16 protein-coding genes are annotated in these 19,737 nt (G+C 69.1%); 9 read left to right on the top strand and 7 right to left on the bottom strand.

Going from position 1 to position 19,737, the window contains the following annotated elements:
- Positions 1-39 precede the first annotated feature (39 nt).
- Positions 40-2,427, bottom strand: a complete 2,388-nt coding sequence (locus tag UA75_RS09525; protein ID WP_232237701.1) for an FtsK/SpoIIIE family DNA translocase — start codon at positions 2,425-2,427, stop codon at positions 40-42.
- Between UA75_RS09525 and UA75_RS34410 the strand changes: the two genes are divergently transcribed.
- A complete protein-coding gene (locus UA75_RS34410) occupies positions 2,420-2,638 on the top strand; it encodes a hypothetical protein (RefSeq protein WP_232237700.1) in 219 nt (72 codons plus the stop codon). The genes UA75_RS09525 and UA75_RS34410 overlap by 8 nt on opposite strands.
- Positions 2,639-2,705: 67 nt before the next feature.
- Here UA75_RS34410 and UA75_RS32685 read toward each other — a convergent pair whose 3' ends face one another.
- From UA75_RS32685 to UA75_RS31660, 5 genes are all read right to left on the bottom strand, one after another.
- Entirely contained in the window at positions 2,706-2,858 is a 153-nt protein-coding gene (locus tag UA75_RS32685) for a hypothetical protein (protein WP_157434079.1), read from the bottom strand.
- Between the two features lie 178 nt (positions 2,859-3,036).
- On the bottom strand, positions 3,037-4,728 hold the full coding sequence (locus UA75_RS09520; RefSeq protein ID WP_075739937.1) for a ribonuclease J: 1,692 nt from the start codon (positions 4,726-4,728) through the stop codon (positions 3,037-3,039).
- The gene (gene dapA, locus UA75_RS09515) at positions 4,725-5,681 is read right to left on the bottom strand and encodes a 4-hydroxy-tetrahydrodipicolinate synthase (protein ID WP_075739936.1); all 957 of its coding nucleotides are present in this window, start codon (positions 5,679-5,681) and stop codon (positions 4,725-4,727) included. Before dapA ends, UA75_RS09520 begins: the two co-directional genes overlap by 4 nt.
- 617 nt (positions 5,682-6,298) lie before the next feature.
- Complete coding sequence (thyX, locus tag UA75_RS09510; RefSeq protein WP_075739935.1) at positions 6,299-7,051, bottom strand: FAD-dependent thymidylate synthase; 753 nt, start codon at positions 7,049-7,051, stop codon at positions 6,299-6,301.
- 492 nt (positions 7,052-7,543) lie between these two features.
- Positions 7,544-8,284 carry a M23 family metallopeptidase gene (locus UA75_RS31660; RefSeq protein WP_083682900.1) on the bottom strand — a complete coding sequence of 247 codons (741 nt, stop codon included), beginning with the start codon at positions 8,282-8,284 and terminating at the stop codon, positions 7,544-7,546.
- 670 nt (positions 8,285-8,954) lie between these two features.
- Between UA75_RS31660 and UA75_RS09500 the strand changes: the two genes are divergently transcribed.
- Both UA75_RS09500 and UA75_RS09495 read left to right on the top strand, forming a co-directional pair.
- Complete coding sequence (locus tag UA75_RS09500) at positions 8,955-9,518, top strand: toxin-antitoxin system HicB family antitoxin (RefSeq protein WP_075739934.1); 564 nt, start codon at positions 8,955-8,957, stop codon at positions 9,516-9,518.
- A gap of 57 nt (positions 9,519-9,575) precedes the next feature.
- The gene (locus UA75_RS09495; protein ID WP_075739933.1) at positions 9,576-10,487 is read left to right on the top strand and encodes a DUF4097 family beta strand repeat-containing protein; all 912 of its coding nucleotides are present in this window, start codon (positions 9,576-9,578) and stop codon (positions 10,485-10,487) included.
- Positions 10,488-10,716: 229 nt separating this feature from the next.
- On the opposite strand, the gene UA75_RS09490 is transcribed toward UA75_RS09495, so the two are convergent.
- Entirely contained in the window at positions 10,717-11,925 is a 1,209-nt protein-coding gene (locus tag UA75_RS09490; RefSeq protein ID WP_157434570.1) for a winged helix-turn-helix domain-containing protein, read from the bottom strand.
- 756 nt (positions 11,926-12,681) lie between these two features.
- Here UA75_RS09490 and UA75_RS09485 point away from each other — a divergent pair.
- The 6 genes from UA75_RS09485 to UA75_RS09460 all read left to right on the top strand — a co-directional run bounded on the left by UA75_RS09485 (position 12,682) and on the right by UA75_RS09460 (position 19,695).
- Positions 12,682-12,891, top strand: a complete 210-nt coding sequence (locus tag UA75_RS09485) for a mersacidin/lichenicidin family type 2 lantibiotic (protein ID WP_075739931.1) — start codon at positions 12,682-12,684, stop codon at positions 12,889-12,891.
- Between the two features lie 63 nt (positions 12,892-12,954).
- The gene (locus tag UA75_RS09480; protein ID WP_075739930.1) at positions 12,955-13,173 is read left to right on the top strand and encodes a mersacidin/lichenicidin family type 2 lantibiotic; all 219 of its coding nucleotides are present in this window, start codon (positions 12,955-12,957) and stop codon (positions 13,171-13,173) included.
- Between the two features lie 463 nt (positions 13,174-13,636).
- Positions 13,637-13,861 carry a mersacidin/lichenicidin family type 2 lantibiotic gene (locus tag UA75_RS09475; protein ID WP_075739929.1) on the top strand — a complete coding sequence of 75 codons (225 nt, stop codon included), beginning with the start codon at positions 13,637-13,639 and terminating at the stop codon, positions 13,859-13,861.
- 91 nt (positions 13,862-13,952) lie between these two features.
- Complete coding sequence (locus UA75_RS09470) at positions 13,953-17,294, top strand: type 2 lanthipeptide synthetase LanM family protein (protein ID WP_083690661.1); 3,342 nt, start codon at positions 13,953-13,955, stop codon at positions 17,292-17,294.
- Positions 17,291-17,545: a hypothetical protein gene (locus tag UA75_RS09465; RefSeq protein ID WP_075739927.1), complete on the top strand. Its 255-nt coding sequence runs from the start codon at positions 17,291-17,293 to the stop codon at positions 17,543-17,545. The genes UA75_RS09470 and UA75_RS09465 overlap by 4 nt, the downstream gene beginning before the upstream one ends.
- The gene (locus UA75_RS09460; protein WP_075739926.1) at positions 17,542-19,695 is read left to right on the top strand and encodes a peptidase domain-containing ABC transporter; all 2,154 of its coding nucleotides are present in this window, start codon (positions 17,542-17,544) and stop codon (positions 19,693-19,695) included. The genes UA75_RS09465 and UA75_RS09460 overlap by 4 nt, the downstream gene beginning before the upstream one ends.
- Positions 19,696-19,737: the final 42 nt, after the last annotated feature.

Genomic DNA, 19,737 nt, shown 5'->3' with positions numbered 1-19,737 from the left:
CGACCCGCGCCGACCGCCGGGTGAGCCTGCCGAAACCGCTCACTCCTCCTCGGCGGAGCCGCCGCCCTTGATCAGCAGCAGGACCGAGTCCAGCTCGTCCGGCTTGACCAGCACATCGCGCGCCTTCGAACCCTCGGACGGGCCGACGATCGAGCGGCTCTCCAGCAGGTCCATCAAGCGCCCCGCCTTGGCAAAGCCGACCCGGAGCTTGCGTTGCAGCATCGAGGTCGAGCCGAACTGACTGGTGACCACGAGCTCGGCGGCCTGGAGCAGCACGTCGAGGTCGTCCCCGATGTCGGAGTCGATCTCCTTCTGCTCGCCCGCCTTGGCGACGGTGACCCCGTCCTGATACTCGGGCTGCGCCTGGTCCTTGGTGTAGGCGACGACCGCCGAGATCTCCTCGTCGGTGATGAAGGCACCCTGCATCCGCACCGGACGGGACGCGCCCATCGGCAGGTAGAGCCCGTCGCCCATGCCGATCAGCTTCTCCGCGCCGGGCTGATCGAGGATGACGCGGGAGTCGGTCAGCGAGGACGTGGCGAAGGCCAGTCGAGAGGGGACGTTGGTCTTGATCAGACCGGTCACCACGTCCACGCTGGGCCGCTGCGTGGCCAGCACCAGGTGGATGCCCGCCGCCCGCGCCTTCTGCGTGATGCGCACGATGGCGTCCTCGACGTCCCGAGGCGCGGTCATCATCAGGTCGGCGAGTTCGTCGACGATCGCCAGGATGTAGGGGTAGGGCTGGTAGACGCGCTCGCTGCCCGGCGGGGCGGTGATCTCGCCAGAACGCACCTTGCGGTTGAAGTCGTCGACGTGCCGGACCTTGCTGACCTGCATGTCCTGGTAGCGCTGCTCCATCTCCTCCACGAGCCAGCTCAGCGCGGCGGCCGCCTTCTTCGGCTGGGTGATGATCGGCGTGATCAGGTGCGGGATGCCCTCGTACGGGGTCAACTCGACCATCTTCGGGTCGATCAGGATCATCCTGACCTCGGCGGGCGTGGCGCGGGCGAGCAGGGAGACCAGCATCGAGTTGACGAAGCTCGACTTTCCGGACCCGGTCGACCCCGCACACAGCAGGTGCGGCATCTTCGCCAGGTTCGCGGTGAGCATGTGGCCTTCGATGTCCTTGCCGAGGCCGATCACCAGCGGATGCTCGTCGCCGACGGCGGTCGTGGAGTACAGCACGTCGGCCAGCCGGACCATCTCGCGATCGCTGTTGGGCACCTCGATGCCGACCGCCGACTTGCCGGGGATCGGCGCGAGCAGCCGGATGTTGTCGGTGGCCGCCGCGTAGGCGATGTTCTTGGTCAGCGCGGTGATCTTCTCGACCTTCACGCCGGGGCCCAGCTCGACCTCGTAGCGGGTGACCGTCGGGCCACGGGTGAAGCCGGTGACCTTGGCGTCGATGGAGAACTGGTCCAGCACCCCGCTGATGGCCTCGATCATGGAGTCGTTCGCCTTGCTGCGCGCTCGCGGCGGATCTCCCGCCTTGAGCAGGTCGGCCGGGGGAAGCCGATAGTCGCCCTCCACCGCCCGCACCGGGGCGAAGCCGCCCGAGCCTGCGCTCTCGGCGGGGGGCTCTGCGGCGACGGCCTGCGTGGCGGCGTCGTGGTCGGCGTCCGCGCCGGAACTCGCCGCAGCCGCCCCGGCCGCGCCTGCCGCTGCGGGCTTGGCCTTCTTCGCCCGGCCGGGGCGGGCGGGGGCGGCGGCAGGTGCGTCGACCTCCGCTGCCGTCTCGGCCTCGGCCTCGGCCGCCGACGCCGCCGCGCTGCCCTGCCTACGCCGGGCAGGCCTGCGCGTCCGCGCGGTGACGGGCTCGATCGGCTCGGCGTCCACCGGATAGCGCTCCTCGCGCAGTACGCGGTCGGGATCAGTGAGTCCGGCCAGCTCACGCAGCCGCTCGGGAATCCGCCGCACGGAGGTGCCGGTGAGGATCAGCAGGCCGAGGCCGCAGATGAGGGCGAGCAGCGGGCCCGCGACCCAGGCGGTGAGGCCCTGGCCGAGCGGGCCGCCGAGCAGGAAGCCGATGACCCCGGCCGAGTCCCGCCAGGCGGGCGGATCGGTGGGGGCACCGGTCGCGAGGTGCAGGATTCCCTGCACGCCGAGGATCGCCAGCAGCGAGCCGACGGCATGACGAGGCCGGTTCTCCGGCTGTGCCTCGGCACGCATCAGCGAGAAGCCGACGCCCAGCAGGACGATCGGGAAGACCACCGCGCCCAGGCCGAGGAAGCTGCGCAGGGCCGCGTCCACCCAGGACCCGACCGGGCCGCCCGCCTCCCACCAGACGCCTGCGGCGGTCACGATGGCCAGGCCGATCAACACCATGCCCAGGGCGTCCCTGCGATGCTCCGGATCGAGTTCGCGGGTACGGGACACCGCGCGAACCACACTGCCCGCGCCCCGTTTGAGCAGCGTCAGCGTGGTCACCGAGCCCTTGCGCCGACCCGAGGTCGACGCCTTCTTCCCCGAGGGCCGTCGCGTCGTCGTGCGGCTGCCGGATCGACTGCCGCCCGACTTCGACGTGCTTCGACTACCCGTGGTGCTCTTCCCCGAGGTCGTGGTCCGCCCAGCCATGTGTCATACGGTAGTAGGCGGCACCATCCGCCACACGAACCACACGGCTTCTGGTGTGATCTGAGGCGGCTGGACATTGCCGAGGGTGACCGGTGCCGCGCCCAGCTCGGCAGAAGGCCCGGAGCCGGAGATCAGTCGTCGTGCCACGGAGGCTCCTGCTCGACGAGGAGTTCTCGGGCCTGTTCGACGTCTCGTCCGAAGTCCTCGTCGAGTCCGCCTCGGCTGACCAGGTCCTTGAAGACCCGACCGGAGAGGACCGGAGCAGGACCGATCACGGCGAGCATCCACCTCCTCGTGTCACGACGATGCGCTCGCCGTGTTCTGCCTGGTCCGGCACGGTGGAGAGGCATCGGGAGACCTCGGCGGCGGTCATCACCTTCATCGAATCAGGACCAGCTGATTCAACACGCCTCGGCCAGAGCCGCCGCCTGCCCTCGGACGGGCAGGCGGCAGCCCGGCAGATCAGACCGGCAGCACCGTGGGGATGATCATCGGCCTGCGGCGGTAGGTGGCGGCCACCCAGCGACCGACGACCCGGCGCACCGCCTGGGCGACGCGGTGCGGATCGGTGATGCCCTCGACCTCGGTGCGCGACAGCTCCGACTCCACCAGCGCGACGACCTCGTCCAGGGCCTTGGGGTCGTCGGAGAACCCGCGACCCGACACGGTCGGCGGGGCGACGGCGCGACCGGTGGCGCTGTCGATCGCGACGGTGATGGAGATGAAGCCGCCCTCGCCGAGGACGAGACGATCCGACAGCGTCGACTCGCCGACGTCGCCGACCGAGAGCCCGTCCACGTAGACGTGTCCGATCTCCACTCGGCCCGCGATCTGCACGATGCCGTCGATCAGGTCGACGACCACGCCGTCCTCCGCGATCACGGTGCGGCTCGCGGGCACTCCGGTCGCCTCGGCCAGTGCGGCGTTGGCCCGCAGGTGTCGCCACTCGCCGTGGACCGGCATCACGTTGCTCGGGCGCAGCGCGTTGTAGAGGTACAGCAGCTCGCCCGCCGAGGCGTGCCCGGAGACGTGCACCTTGGCGTTCGCCTGGTGCACGATCTGCGCGCCGAGGCGCACCAGCCCGTTGACCACGCCGAACACGGCGGTCTCGTTGCCGGGGATCAGGGAGCTGGCGAGCACCACGGTGTCGCCTGCGCGAATGGAGATCTGTCGATGGTCGCCCCTGGCCATCCGCGACAGGGCCGACAACGGCTCGCCCTGCGAGCCGGTGGACACCAGCAGCACCTTGCTCTCCGGGAGCTGCAGGGCCTCGTCCAGGTCGATCAGCAGGCCTTCCGGCACCTTGATCAGTCCGAGGTCGACGGCGATGCCCATGTTGCGCACCATCGAACGACCCACGAACGCGACCCGCCTGCGATGCGCGACGGCGACGTCGAGCACCTGCTGGACCCGGTGCACGTGGCTCGCGAAGCAGGCGACGATGACCCGCTGGGTCGCCTTGCCGATGACCCCGTCCAGGACCGGGCCGATGTCGCGCTCCAGCGGGACGAAGCCGGGGACCTCGGCATTGGTGGAGTCCACCAGGGCGAGGTCGACGCCTTCGTCACCCAGCCGGGAGAACCCGGCCAGGTCGGTGAGCCGTCCGTCCAGCGGCAGCTGGTCTAGCTTGATGTCTCCGGTGTGCAGCACCGTTCCCGCAGGCGTGCGGATCGCGACCGCCAACGCGTCCGGGATCGAGTGGTTCACGGCGAAGAACTCGCACTGGAAGGCGCCGTGCCGGGTGTGCTCGCCCTCCTTGACCTCCTGGAGCCGGGGCACCTGTCGGTGCTCCTTGCACTTGGCGGCCAGCAGCGCGAGGGTGAATCGGGAACCGATCACCGGCAGGTCGGGACGCAGCCTCAGCAGGAACGGCACCGCCCCGATGTGGTCCTCGTGGCCGTGAGTGAGGACGAGCGCCTCGATGTCGTCGATCCGGTCCTCGATGGCGCGGAAGTCCGGCAGGATCAGGTCCACCCCCGGCGAGTCGTCCTCGGGGAACAGGACTCCGCAGTCCACGATCAGGAGCCGACCGTCGTATTCGAAGACGGTCATGTTCTTGCCGATCTCGCCGATGCCGCCGAGCGCGACGATGCGCAGGGCGCCCTCGGGAAGCGGGCCGGGGGCTCCGCGCTGATCCGTTGCCGTCAGTGTCACTGGTCGCCTGCCTTCGGGGCCGTCTCGGCCATGGTGTTCGGATTGACCAGGACGAGGCCCGCCTCCCACAGATCGGCCGCGATCAGCCGGGTCTCCTCCTCGGACGGAGCAGGCAGCGGCAGCCTCGGCTGTCCCGTCTCGAAACCACAGAGCCGCAACGCCGTCTTGGCGAACATGGTGCCGCCCATGCGGTTCATCGAGAGGTACACCGGCAGCAGGCCCTCGTGGATCTCCCTGGCCTTGGCGGGCTCGCCCGCCTCGAAGGCGTCGAGCATCTGCTTCAGGCGGTCGCCGACGACGTGGCCGATGACCGAGACGAATCCGACGGCGCCGACGGACAGCCACGGCAGGTTCAGCGGGTCCTCGCCGCAGTAGTACGCGAGGTCGGTGCTGGCGATGATCTCGCTGCCCGCCCACAGATTGTGCTTGGAGTCCTTCACCGCCAGGATGCGCGGATGCTCGGCCAGCGTCCGCAGCGTCTCGACCTCGATGGGGATCACCGAGCGCGGCGGAATGTCGTAGAGCATCACCGGCAGCTCGGTCGCGTCCGCCACCGCCGTGAAATGGGCGATCAGGCCCTCCTGCGGCGGGCGGGAGTAGTACGGCGTGACGACGAGCAGCCCGTGGGCGCCCGCCTTCTCCGCGTCCCTGGCCAGTTGTACTGAGTGTCGGGTGTCGTTGGTGCCCGCACCCGCGACGATCGTGGCCCGATCGCCGACCGCGTCGGTGACCGCCCGGATGAGGTCGACCTTCTCCGCGTCGGTGGTCGTCGGCGACTCGCCGGTGGTTCCGTTGATCACCAGTCCGTCGTTGCCCTGGTTGTCCACCAGGTGCACGGCGAGTTCCTGCGCAAGATCGAGATCGAGCGCGCCCTCGGCGTCGAACGGGGTGACCATCGCGGTCAGCACCCGGCCGAAAGGCCTGCCGGGCAAGGCGGTGGGACATCCGGTCATGATGGTGACGCTACCGTCTCTCTTCGTAGTCCAGCAGGTACGGCGGACGGACACAGCGCGAGGTGGCGCGGGTCCGCCCGAATGGTTCCGCCCGATCGGGTCAACCAGGACGAAACCGGCCGACAGGCGGCAATACGCACCGCCCGTACAGGGTGAAGCCTCATGCTTCGATCGGGTCGCGGCCGTGCTTCGGGTCGGCCGATCCTCGCGGACGCCGAGGTCCGCAGGCGGCGACGCGGCCGAGCGGCCTTCGATCCGGCGACGTGATCGCACCGACCCATGGTGGTCGCCGAGGACGGGGTCTGCCGCGTCGCGTTCGTCACGCCCACCGGGACCCCCGGTCGTCTCGCGCCGATGAATCGGACGGGTCCGGCCCGTCTGCCGCGCGTCCCGCTCCACTGCGGACGGCGCCGCCGAACGCGGGGACCGCCGGGCGCCGCATCCGGCGGAGACGTCCGCCGGAGCGCGACGTCATGCCGACGAGGCCGAGAAAAGGTGGTCATCCGGCGAGGACACGCCGAGGACCGACTCCGGTCCTGCCCCACCGCCTCGTCGGGCTGACGCCGGGAGCCGGTCCGCCTCGGCCACGGCCGAGTGAGACGGCGGAGTCGACCCGCTCAGCCCTCGGTGACATACGGGCTCGAGGCGACCTCGGTGCCGTCGGTCAGCTCGGCGATGTCGAAGTCGCCGAAGACGTTCGGGACCGCCTTCTGCAACTGCCGCAGGCATTCGACCGCCAGAGCCCGGATCTCCACGTCGGCGGTCTCGGTGGCCCGCATCGCAATGAAGTGCCGCCAGGCCCGGTAGTTCCCGGTGACCACGATCCGCGTCTCGGTGGCGTTGGGCAGCACCGCGCGGGCGGCCTGCCGGGCCTGTTTCCGGCGCAGCGTGGCGTTGGGGATGTCGGCGAACTTCTTCTGCAGGCCTTCGAGCAGGTCGTTGTACGCGGCGACGCCTGCCTCGGCGGCGGCGAGGAACCGAGCGTGCAGCTCGGGGTCCTCGGCGATCACGTCCGGCGCCACCATGGCGGCGTCCCGCTCGGGGACGTAGCGCTGCGAGAGCTGTGAGTAGGAGAAGTGACGGTGCCGGATCAGCTCATGGGTCAGCGACCGGGAGATACCGGTCAGATAGAAGCTGACGCTGCCGTGCTCGAGCACGGAGAGGTGGCCGACCTCCAGGATGTGCCGCAGGTAGCCCTCGTTGGTTGCGGTGGCCGGGTTGGGCTTGCGCCAGGACTGGTAGCACGCGCGCCCGGCGAACTCGGCGAGCGCCTGACCGCCGTCCGCGTCGGTGGTCCACGGCACGTCCTCCGGTGGCGTGAACTCGGTCTTCGCGATCAGTTGCACCTTCAGCGACACCAGCTCGGTCACGTCCACCCACTTCCCTCTTGACACAGTGCACTCGCGCCGGAATCGGCAGGCGACCTCGTGCTACGTCGGCCTGCGTTCCCCCGACGCGGGCCGAAGCGTAGCGGTCAGCCCCGATGGCGGCGGCATCGGCGTCGACCTGACGCCTGGCGAGTCGCCGCATCGCCTTCGCCGGGGCCTTGCGAGACGTAGGGACCCAGCCCCGCGAGACGTAGCGACCGCGCCCGGCGAGAAGTTCGGCACCCGGCCCCGCGAGAGGCAGGAGCCGTCTGGCACGCCGTCAGGTGGCCTGCTCGGAGCGACGTCAGCAGCCGGCCACCGAAGACGTCACCTGACCGTGCCTGAGCGACGTCATCCCGCTTGCCGGTGCGACGTCCCGGTAGGCGGGGCGAGACACCACCACCGGCTCCCCGATCGGACCCACTCGGCTGCGAACGCACGAAGACGCCCGCCAGGGTGCCTGGCGGGCGTCTCGGTGTGGGTGTGTCGGTGGTCTTACTGGAGGGTGATGCCGCGCTCGGCGAGCCAGGGCTGGGGGTCGATCTTCTGACCGCCGACCTGGACCTCGAAGTGCAGGTGCGGGCCGGTGGACTGGCCCCGGTTGCCGACCGTGGCGATCTGCTCGCCCGCAGCCACCTGCTGGCCCACCGCAGCGGTGAACGACTCCACATGGCCGTAGACGGTGATCGTGCCGTCCGGCGCCTGCACCCGCACCCACTGACCGAAGCCCGTGGCCGGGCCCGCGTTGATCACGGTGCCCTCGGTGGCCGCCACCACCGGCGTACCAATCGAGTTGGCGATGTCGACACCGTAATGCGTGGTGCCCCACCGACCACCGAAACCAGAGGTGAACGTGCCCTCCGCAGGCTTCACGAAATCAGGACGCGCCGCCGCCTCCGCAGCCGCAGCCTCCTCCGCCGCCACCCGATCAGCCTCCGCCTTGGTCTCATTCACCAACGACGTCAAACCACGAGCGGGATTGTCATAAAAGGCAGGCAGCACCGACTCCGTGCTCTGGACCTCCACGAAGTTGTCGGGACCGCCGTCCTCGGCGGCACCGGCCAGCATCGGCTGGCCACCCAACAGGAACGCACCCGCCAGAGTCGAGGCGACCACCGCGCGGCCCGCGCCGCGACGGAAGAAACGGCCGGAACGCGAGGTACGGGAAGTGCCGGGAGTCGTGCCGTCCAGGGTCGCCGGGGTGGTGAACTGCCCGTTCAGAGTGGTACGGGGCATCGTCAACCTTTCCTGCGTCTCGGGGAAACGGCACAGCCACTGCGATCGGCGGGGAAAACCGACCGGCCCACACATCCCGGGGGGACTCACTCCCACACGCGGGGGGCCTTGCTTGATGCTTTTCTCGTGACCGGACCGTGACGTACAAGCCAGACCGTAAGCGCCGGTCACCCACCGCTTCCAACATCTGTGACCCAGCACCCCGCCACGCCATAACGACGCACCCGAAACTCCACAGACCGTCACAACTCCAGGTCACCCACGTGGCCACAACGACGAGACCTCCGAGCGATCGCCGACCGCTTAGCCACGCGACAAGCCCCGCAGGCCCCCTCCGCGCCCCTCCCCAGGCACCTACCACCCGGCTGACACAGGGCGACGGTCACGCGCTGTCGCCAGCGGCCGCCCACGGGCCGCTGCGCGGCCCGTGGGCGGGTCCGCCGGGCGCACGAGGCAGGGAGCCCGCCGACGACAGGGCAGAGTGCGAGAGGGCGCCCAGCGGGCGGGCGGCGCGGCCGGGTCGGCAGTGAGGAGAGGACGCCGCCCGCCGACCCGGGGCGGGGGCGACGGCCATTCGCCGAAGCCCGCCCTGCACCCGCGACAGGCAGTGCGCCCAGCCACGACGTCACCACACCTTGCGCGACGTCATGAATGGTGTCACCATGACGTCATGGACCTCACGCCCTATGTCGAGCAGCTGCGTCAGGATCTGACCGCTGCCACCTCGACCGCGGACGAGCAGACTCGTCGTACGGCCGCCCTGCTGGCCGCCTCCCTGCAGCCTGCCGCTCGTCTCGCGCTGATGAACGCGCTGTCCGACCTCGCGGCCGAGGTGACCGCCGCGCTGGACGACGACGTGGTGGACGTCCGCCTCGCCGGTCGCGACGTGCAGGTCGTGGTGACCAGGACGACGCCGGAGCCCGCCGACGACCGGGCGAGCGCACCGCCGCCGCCTCCCCCGCCCCCGCCGCCGCTGGACGGCGGTGACATCAGCCGGATCACGCTGCGCCTCTTCGACGAACTCAAGTCCAAGGCGGAGAAGGCCGCGTCCACGCAGGGGGTCTCCCTGAACTCCTGGGTGTCGCAGGCGGTGCAGGGCGCTCTGCACGGCCACGGCCAGCGCGGCCGGTCCTGGGACGGCTCCGAGAACGGCGACCAGTCCGAGGCAGGCAGCCAGCAGTCTCGCCCCGAGTCTGAGAGCCGTACGCGGCTGCGCGGCTGGGTGCAGGGCTGAGCCCGCACCGGCACGAATCGCCACACCGTCGTCCCAGACCAGGAAAGGCACCAGTTCATGACCGAGAACGAGCCGAACGAGGCGCCACCGTCGACGCCGATCCGCACGCAGTCCTTCGCCGTCGACGGCCCGGCTGAACTCGACGCCTTCGTCGCCACGGGCCGAATCGAGATCGCCCTCGGCGAGGAGCCGGGGGTCAGCGTCGAGGTGCGACATGATCCCGATGAGCAGTCTCCGCTGGTCAGCGGCTTCCAGGACTTCCTCGGCTGGGTGAGCGAGCAGATCAGCGACGACCGCATCCGCGACGTGCCGAGCAGCGCCGTCCGGGAGACCAGGGTGGAATCCGTGGGACGCCGCGTCGTGGTGCGGACACCCAAGGACCTCGGGCTCCGTCAGGTCGCGCTGGTCGTGCGGATTCGTGCGCCGCACGGCTCCTCCGTGGTGGCCAGGAGCGAGTCCAGCGACATCACCGTCACCGGGACGGGCGACCGCGTCGAGGTGCAGTCGGGTACCGGCGCGATCCGGGTCGAGGCGGCCGACGGACACGCCTCCGTCCACGGCGGCACCGGTCAGGTCCGGCTCGGTGAGCTGCGCGACGGGCTCGTCGTGCGGGCGGGCACCGGTGATCTGGAGATCGCCTCGGTGGACGGCCCGGCGACGGTGAACACCGGTAGCGGCGACGTCTGGCTCGGGGTGGCGCAGAGCAATCTGTCGGTCCGCACCGGCAGCGGCTCGGTGAGCATCGCCGAGGCCGTGTCGGGGCGGCTGGAACTGATCAGCGGCTCCGGGGACATCCGGGTCGGTCTGCGCAAGGGAGTCGGTGCGGAACTCGACGTGTCCACTCCCGGCGGAAGCGTGCGCAGCGAGCTGGGCGTCTCGCGCGAGGAGCCTGCCGAGCAGCCCGCCGTGCGGCTGCGGGCCCGTACCGGCGCGGGCAACTTCCTGCTCACCAGCGCCACGACGCGCTGAGCAAGCCTGCCGCCCGATCAGTCTCCGGGTGCGGAGCGCGACACGACACGACGCGGCACTCGGGCTGCGCGAATGAATCGTCTGCCCATGCCTCGTCCGGACAGCCGGACGCGGCATGGGCGGGCGGCGTTCGGCGGAACGTCGATCGAGCAGCCTGGCCCGTGCGGAGCGGAGCGGGCCGCGTCGGCGAGCAGGCGGGCCGGGTCTCGTCAGCGGGCAGGCACGCAGGTCACAGACACGGAGCCAGTGGCGCGATGAGGTCGCCCCGCTCCCCCAGCCGCACCCCGTCCAGCCCGAGCCACTCGGCCATCTCGTGCAGCGCCGTCGCCAGCTCCGCCGCCACACGCGGCACCGGGACGCCCACCTCGGCGAAGGCCCCCGGCACGCGCAGCACGCCCGCCTGGCGATCGGCCTTGAGGTCGACGCGCGCGACCAGCCGCCCGTCCAGCAGGAACGGGAACACGTAGTAACCGAAGACCCGCTTGGGCTCGGGAACGTAGATCTCGATCCGATAGTGGAAGCCGAAGAGGCGCTCGGCCCGCTCCCGGCGCCAGATCAACGGGTCGAAGGGGCAGAGCAGGGCACTGCCCTCCACCGCACGCGGGGTACGGGCGCCCGGACGGCGATAGGCGGGCTTCGACCAGCCGCGCACCGACACCTCTTCCAGCGCGCCTGCCTCGACGGCCTCGGCCACCGCCTGCTGCGACGCCTTGGGCGGCAGCCGGTAGTAGTCGCGCAGATCGGGCTCGGTGGCCACGCCCAGTGCCTCGGCCGACCGGATGATCAGCTCGCGGGTGGCGTCGGCGGGAGCGGGCTCCGGGGTGGCCAGGACGGCGGCGGGCAGCACCCGCTCCGGCAGGTCGTAGCGCCGCTCGAAGCCTCGCCGGGTGCCGGTGGTCAGCTCCCCGATGCCGAACAGGTGCTCACAGGTGTGCTTGGTGTCCGACCGGTTCCACCAGCCGCCCTTGGCGGCGGGCCCGACGGCCCCCATCGCGCGTTCCAGCTCCCCAGCGCTGATCGGCCCCAGCTCCTTGACGGCCGCCAGGATCTCGCTCGTCAAGCCCGGTGACCGGGACTCCACCGCCTCATGGTGCGCGCCGTAGCGCTCGGCGTAACGACGCATCCGCCACCGCAGCAGCGGCCAGTCCTCGGGCGGCAGCAGGCTCGCCTCGTGGGCCCAGTGCTCCACCAGCAGCCGAGGTCGGGCGGCCCGATGCGACCACGCGGCCTCATCGAGCAGGTCCCGCGAGTAAGGACCGAGCCTGCTGAACACCGGCATGTAATGGGCCCGGACGGCGACGTTGACCGAGTCGAGCTGGAGCAGCCGGACCCGATCCAGCACACGGTTGAGGTGGCGTCGGGTCGGCTCCCCGCTCGGCCGACGATCGGTGAAGCCCTGCGCGGCGAGCGCGGTCCGCCGGGCGGCGTCAGCGGTCATGGTCTGCACGGCCGCATGATGCCGGCCGCCGCCGACAGGACGGGCACGTCCAGTCGGACACCGGCAAGCTGCGTGTGTTCGACCGACACCGAAGTGTCTGATCGACCGCCAAGCTCCCCAAGCGGCTGCCGCCCGACCCCCGACATCCGGCGGGCGCGAACTGGGCAGACAGTGGCCTAACACCGCCATGGCAGGCCTAGGCCGCGTCCGACGCTGGCCTGCGCCGGCCGGAGACGTGATGCTTGCAACCGTTGAACGACAGTGGCTCGCGGCGGGACAGACACATCCATCGCGGCGAACGAGACAGGACAGAACCCGGATTGCACCGGCTTCTCGGGGTCGATCGAGAATCCGGTGCAGGCGAACTTCGAACACCGCATAATTCGCCGACTAGATGGCCATCCATCCGGGACGCGGGGCGCCGATTCGAGGAACGTCGCAACGAGGAGCCAAGAAGGACAGACATGACTCCTTCGCCCGCAGCTAGATGGTCACCGCCAACGATATCGCCACCGTCGCGATCGTACCGCAGGAAGTCACGACCGGAAGAATGAGAGTCCGAGCTACCACGAGTTTGACGGGCACCACGATCAAAAGTTCACGATGTCCGGATAAATTCTGGACATCTCGAACGAGTACCCGATCGTGACCCGCAGCCGGATTTCGACGGCACTGCAGGCCGCGTCCGACGAGACCCGGACCAATCAGATTCGCGGCTCTCTTGATCTGTTCCGGCTATGAAGAAGGAGTCGTCTGATGGACGTCGTTCGTTCCTGGAAAGACCCCGAGTACCGCGCCAGCCACGGCGAGTTCACGGCGCACCCGTCCGGCCCCGCTCGACTCTCGCGGCTGGAGTTGGGAGAGATCGAGGCTGCGGGTGCTGGCAGCGCCCGGATCTGCGGCCCGACCGCCACGCTGACGCTGACGCTACCGGCGTGGTGCATCGTCTCCCTCAGTCTCTGCTGACGCGAGCCCTTGACGGCCGGGCACCATCTCACCATCCGAACCTCCCAGAAAGGCTGGAAACCTATGAGCACGATCCGCGCATGGAAGGACCCGGAGTACCGCGACTCTCTCGCGAAGGACGCCCTGGCAGGGGGGAACGCCCACCCGGCCGGACCCTCACTGCTGACCAGCAGCGAGCTGGAGATGGCGCAGGGCGGCACGACCTGGCCCTGCTTCGGAATCACGGTCTCCATCGCCGCATGTCAGGGCACCAAGGGCTACGGCAGCGTGGGCTGCTGCTGATTCCGGCAGTACAGCGGGATTGACGTCGACCCATCTCCCGCGCCAGCCGAAGCAGCACCCACCACCGCCACCAGCCGCCCCACGGCAGACTCGACGAATGATGCAGATCGTGCTCGACGAGATCTGTTTCGGCAGACAGCGGACATCGTGATCACTTGATTGCGGCGCGCACCCTCGCCCGAACTGATCCGCATCCTGCCGTCACCCACACGAACACCTCTCGACATCCGTTTTTCGGGTGGTCACGGCGGTCGGCGCGATAGCTTCGCATTGACCTGCCATCGCCCAACCCAATCGAGTATGCCACACAACAACAAATCGACACCGCGAGTCTCGGTGACGAAAATCGCGCGTCGCAGCTCCGTATCGGCGGATCACCGCGCCGAAGACGACACCCCAGGTCGGTGATCTGTCGTCGCCAAACGCGCCCCGTAATATTCGATCAATGAGCTAGGAGAATTCGATGGACATCGTTCGTTCTTGGAAGGACCCGGAGTTCCGGGCGTCGTTTCCCTCGGCAGCCCACCCGGCAGGCCCCGCCGAGCTGACTCCCCTCGAACTCGGAGACGCCTCCCAGGCCGCGGGCGGGCGCACCGAGAACCTGGCGACCTTCGGCTGCTGCTTCTCGCCGCAGACCTTCACCTACACCAGCCCCATCCTGTGCTCGGTCACCTTGAGCGTCTGCTGATCGGCGCTCACTGAGAGGTGGGGGCCGTGTTCATCGAACACGGCCCCCACCCGCGCTCTTCGTCGTCACCCCTCTCTCACGGAGAAAGCCCATGACTTCCAGCACCTCACGAACGACGGTGGACGCGCAGGCATGGCAGGCCAGCACGCTGACCTGGGCGCGCGCCTGCTACCTGGACGAACGAGAAGCGGGGGAGGCGATCGGAGCTCAAAGCTCGACATGGCGCATCACGAACTGGATCGACCTGCTCGGTCCCGCAGAGGAGGCGGTCGAGTCCGCTCTGGCCGTGCTCGGAACCGACGGCGAACGGCTGCGGGCTTTGGTCGGTTCGAAGCCCGCCGATCACGGAGCGACACCCGACTGGGTCATCGAGTTAGACCATGCGCTGACGGCGGAGGAGCCGAGAGACCCCGAGGCGCAAGCCGTACTCGTACCCGAGGAGGCCCTAGGTCTGCAACGCGGAATAGCGCGTCTCATCCGAAGCAGGCAGCGTGAGCTGTTCCTCGGCGTTGCGCGGCTCTGTTCGGACGGCGCGAACGGCGATGCCCGACTGGCAGATCTTCCCACGATCCTCGCCACCGACTGGCCTGCGGAGGAGCTCGCGGGCGCCTTCGCAAGGACGATGGTCCTGGAACTCAACGTCGCCCGTGTCGAGGAGCGTCTCGTCGGCGACACCCAACAGAAGCGCTTCACGGACTTCCTGCGGATGCTCGGTGACGACGAGTTCCAGCGGGCGCTGTGGGACGAGTACCCGGTCCTGCTCCGCTTCGCCGACGACTGCCTGCGCGGCTGGGTGACCGCGCGACTCGAGTTCGCCCGACATCTCGTCGAAGACCTGCAGGAGCTCGACGCACTTGCAGCGGGCGGCGGTGGAAGGCTCGGAACGGTCCGGCAGGTCGAGTTCGGTGCCGGTGACCGTCACCGGGGCGGCCGAACGGTGTGCATCGTCGACTTCACCGAGCACCGGCTGGTCTACAAGCCGAGGTCGCTCGCGGTGGACGAGTCTTGGCGTGGTGTCGTGAACTGGTTCAACGCCCAGCGTCTGGACCACGAGCTGATCGCCCCGGCCGTGATCAGTCGTGAGGACCACGGGTGGGTTGACTTCGTCACAGTGGAGCCCTGCGAGGACGAGGCACAGGCTGCGGCGTTCTACTGGCGGATGGGGGCGCTGCTGGCGCTCATGCACGCCACCTGCACCAACGACGTACACCTGGAGAATCTCCTGGCCCACGGCGAACACCCGGTGCTGGTCGATCTCGAATCGGTCTTCCACGGTGCGCTCCCCGTCGGCCAGGAACGCCAGTGGGCGGACCCGGCCGACAAGCTGCTGCGTGAGGGTGTGATGGCCGTCGGCCTGCTGCCGGACAAGCTCGTCGTGCGCACCGAGGCGGGGGTCCGCTCCTTCGAGATCAGCGCGGTGGGTGCGGAGGAGAAGCAGATGTCCCTGCTGCCGATTCCGACACCGGAGGACACCGGGACCGACACGATGCGGTTCGTCGAGCAGTACCTGCCGATGGACAACAAGGCCGACAACCGGGCACGCATCGGCGACGCGCTGGCCGACCCCACACGCTTCGCCGACTCCATGGCAGCAGGATTTATCGCCTCGTACCGGGCGATCCTGTCCGCCAGGGACGAATGGCTAGCCGAGGGCGGTCTGCTCGCCGGATTCACCGACGCCCCGCTACGGCACATCCCCCGCGCGACCATGGTCTACGCGCGTCTTCTGCAGACCAGCCTTCACCCGGACTTCCTGCGTGACGCCCTGGACCGTGACCGGGTGCTGGCCCGCTTGGCGATCGGAGCCGACGGGAGCGGCAGCTGGGAACGGCTGGTCGCCAGCGAGGTCGAGGACCTGCGGCACGGCGACATCCCGTTCTTCACCTCCCGTCCCAACACCCGTGACGTGTGGAACAGCCGAGGCGAGGTCATCGCCGACTATCTGGCAGACCGTCCGATCGACATCGTGCGGAGCCGCGTGGCAGGGCTCTCCGAGGCCGACCTGGCTGCACAGACTCGACTGATCCGCCGGTCCTTCGAGACGCTTCAGGTGTCCGAGGCCACCGAGGAGGTCTTCACCCCGGTCGCGCTGGCAGACCGTTCGATCAGCACCCCGGAGGCGATCACGTCGGCCAGGGCACTGGCCAGGACCATCGAGGACGAGGCCGTCCGCCACGACCGGCAAATCGGCTGGACCGTGCTCAACTTCATCCAGGAAAAGCTCTGGCGGGTGGGAAACGCACCACTGAACATGTACTCGGGCACCGTCGGCATCAGCATGTTCCTCTCGACCCTGGCCGCCGTCGACTCCGACGAGCAGACGACTGCCTTCGCGACGGCGGCGGCGGAGTCCGTGGCCGGTCAAACCGTCGAACTGGTCGAGCAGACACGCCGCGACCTGGAGCGAAACTCACTGCTGCGTGATCAGTTGGAACGCAGCGCGGACTCAGGGGTGTTCGGGACGGCGGGCTCGCTGGTCTACTACCTCAGCCACGCCGCAGTCCTACACGACCGGCCCGAGCTCACGGAGGCGGCCGAGTCCGCACTCGACCTGCTGCGTCGCCACGTCGCCCACGACACCACCTATGACCTCATCGGTGGCAACGCCGGAGCAGTCCTCGCCGCACTGGCACTGCACGCGACGTCGCCCGGCTCCGACGCGCTCGCCGTGGCCGAGGAGGCGGGCAGGCGCCTGATCGACAGCGCCGTGGACGCCGCAGACGGCATCGGCTGGCCCACTCAGCACGGCCCACAGCCTCTCGCAGGCATGTCCCACGGTGCCAGCGGGATCGCCTACGCCTTGGCGCGGCTGCACGCGGTCGCCCCCCGGGACGAGTACCCGGAGCTGATCGCAGGCGTACTGCGGTACGAGCGGTCGCTGCTGGACCAGGAGAAAGGAAACTGGCCGGACCTGCGGTCCCCGGAGGCGGGCGGCGCGGAAGGACCGGTGCTGGCCTGGTGCCACGGTGCTCCGGGGGTCGGCTTCGCACGGCTCGGCATGCTGGGGGTTCCCGGCCTCTTCGAAAGCACAGTACTCGCGCCGCTGCACGACCTCGCCCGCGAGGACCTGGCCATCGCGACGCACACCACCGAGGCCGTGATGTTCTCCTCCGCCGTCTCATTGAGCAGGCTGGGAAACAGCTGTGTCTGCCATGGCGAACTCGGAAATCTGGAGTTCCTCCAGGCGGCCGCACGGTTGCGCGGAGACACCGATGCAGAGGAGCGGTACCTGCGCGCCGTCGCGGCCCTGTGCAGCACGGCGGAGCGAGAGGGATGGAGCACCGGAGAACTCAGCGCGGAGGCGCTGCCCGGACTGATGTACGGACGTTCGGGCATCGGGTACAGCCTGCTCCGGATGACCATGCCTTCGCTGGTGCCGTCGCTGCTGCTGCTGGCTCCCCCGGCCGTCGGAGGAGGCGTGACCGCTCGATGACGGATCACCCTTTTCGCCAGGAGGCCATCGAGGCGTTCAATCGCGGGCTACAGCAGGAGGAGGACAAGTCGACCGAGCTGGCCGCCCGCCTCCGGCTGCCGAAGTGGCCGATCATCGCGGTCGCGGTCTCCCTGGTCCTGCTGCTCGCCATCGGACTGACCGCCAGGGTCCCGGTGGACGATCCGGGCTCCGGAATGCCGCAGGAAGAGCGATCACTGCTGGTCGACGTACTGACGGGAGGCGCAGGATGACCACACGGACTCGCCGTCGTCCTCGGATCAAGGTGCTCCTGCAGGACAACATCGCCGAGTGCGGTGCCGCATGCATCGCCATGATGCTCACCTACTACGGGAGGCACACGAGCGTCCATCAGATCCGTGATGAGCTGATGATCGGCCGGGACGGCTCGAACGCGAGTGCTCTGGCCTCGGTGGCCCAGGAGCACGGCATGATCGTCGAGGCCTACCGGGGCGAGCCGGACGCGCTGATCGATCTGACAGGCCCGCTCCTGGTGCACTGGGGCTTCAGCCACTTCGTGATCGTGGAGAAGATCGACCGGGAGAAGGCTTCCCTCGTCGATCCCGCAGGCGGACGGCGCGTGGTCGAGCGCGCGGACTTCGACCGGGAGTTCACCGGCGTCGTGCTCGTGATGCGCCCCGGACCCGACTTCGTCCCGAGGGGCGTCCCCCGAGGGGAGCTGCCCCGCTTCATTCTGCGCTTCGTGCCGCGCGTGCCGTCGCTGATCTCGTCGGTGCTCATCACCTCGGTGTTGTTGACACTGATCGGCCTCGTACCGGTGTTGTTGACCCGATACCTCGTCGACCGGGTGATTGCGGTCGACGCAGGGGAGCTGCTTCCCGTACTCGGCGCGGCGATCCTGTCGCTGACCCTCGGACACGCGCTGCTCGGCTACCTCCGACGCGAGGCGCTGCTGCGACTACGAGGTCGCATCGATCTCGGCATGATGACCACGTTCCTGCAACACCTCTTTCGACTGCCCTTCAGATACTTCCAGCTACGAACCAGCGGCGACATCCTGACGCGGGTGTCGAGCAGCCTCATGATCCGAGAGGTCATCACCACCCACACGTTGAGCCTGGTGCTCGACGGGACGATCGGCCTCCTTTACGTCATCCTGCTGATGCTGATCTCGCCGCTGATCGGCGGCATCGTGCTCGCCGCAGCGATCATCCAGATCGCGCTGGCCGTGCTGTTCACCTCTCGTGTGCAGGAGGCGAGCAAGCAGGAGGTCGGCGCGATGTCCCGGGCACAGAGCAGGCTTGTGGAATCCCTGACCGGCATCGAGTCACTGAAGGCCTCCGGTGCCGAAGAGACCGCACTGCAGCGGTGGGAGAACTCCTATCGCACCCAGGTGGTGGCCACCCTTCGACAGGGATCGCTGACCAACACCATGGAAGGACTCTTCGACATCCTCCGGGTCGGTGCCCCGATGGTGCTGCTGTGGGTCGGGACCTGGTCGGTGCTGTCGGGCGATCTGACGCTCGGCACCCTGCTCGCCGCGAACGCCCTCGCCGGGATGGCTCTGTCGCCGCTCACCTCGTTGTCGCAGGTCTACCAGTCTCTTCAGACCGTGAGCGTGCACATCAATCGTCTTCGGGACGTGTTCGAGGAGCAACCGGAGCAGAGCACTCCCGGTGCGAAGGCACTCAGTCTCAAAGGGCAGATCACGCTGAAGGACGTCGAGTTCCACCACCAGGCGGATGGACCGGCCACCCTCACCGACATCTCACTGGACGTCCCCGCGGGCTCTTGTGTGGCGATCGTGGGGGCGACCGGCTCGGGGAAGAGCACGTTGACCAGGCTCATGCTCGGCCTCTACCAGCCACAACAGGGCAGGGTACTGCTCGACGGCCTGCCGCTGGAGGAACTCGATCTGCGGTCGGCGCGAGCGCAGTGCGGCGTTGTCGTACAGGACAGCGCCGTGTACAGCGGCGACCTGATCGAGAACATCACCGTCAACTCGCCGGGGGCGGAACTGGACCAGGTGGTCCGGGCTGCCGAGCTGGCCTGCCTGCACGAGGACATCCAGCGTATGCCGTTGGGCTATCGGACACCGCTGGGGGAGCGGGGCAGCGGGCTCTCGGGCGGTCAGCGTCAACGGCTGGCGATCGCCCGTGCACTGCTTTCCCAGCCGAGAATTCTGGTGCTGGACGAGGCGACCAGCCATCTCGACGCCCGTACCGAACGAATGGTTCATGACAACCTCAGCGCGCTGCGCTGCACTCGCATCATCGTCGCGCACCGCCTGAGCACGGTCCGCGACGCGAACCTGATCATCGTGGTCGACGAGGGCCGAATCATCGAGCGCGGCACCCACGAGGAACTGCTCGCCATCGGCGGTGCCTACGCCGAGTTGGTGGAGGCCCAGCTGAGCAGATGAGGACAGTGCCGTTGCGAGTCCGGATCTTGCCGAGGGACTCGC

Origin of the sequence: Actinoalloteichus sp. GBA129-24, from assembly GCF_001941645.1 — a bacterium.
Taxonomy (GTDB): Bacteria; Actinomycetota; Actinomycetes; order Mycobacteriales; family Pseudonocardiaceae; genus Actinoalloteichus_A; species Actinoalloteichus_A fjordicus.
Note: the sequence above shows the minus strand (reverse complement) of the source record. Positions and strands in the feature narration are given on the sequence as shown.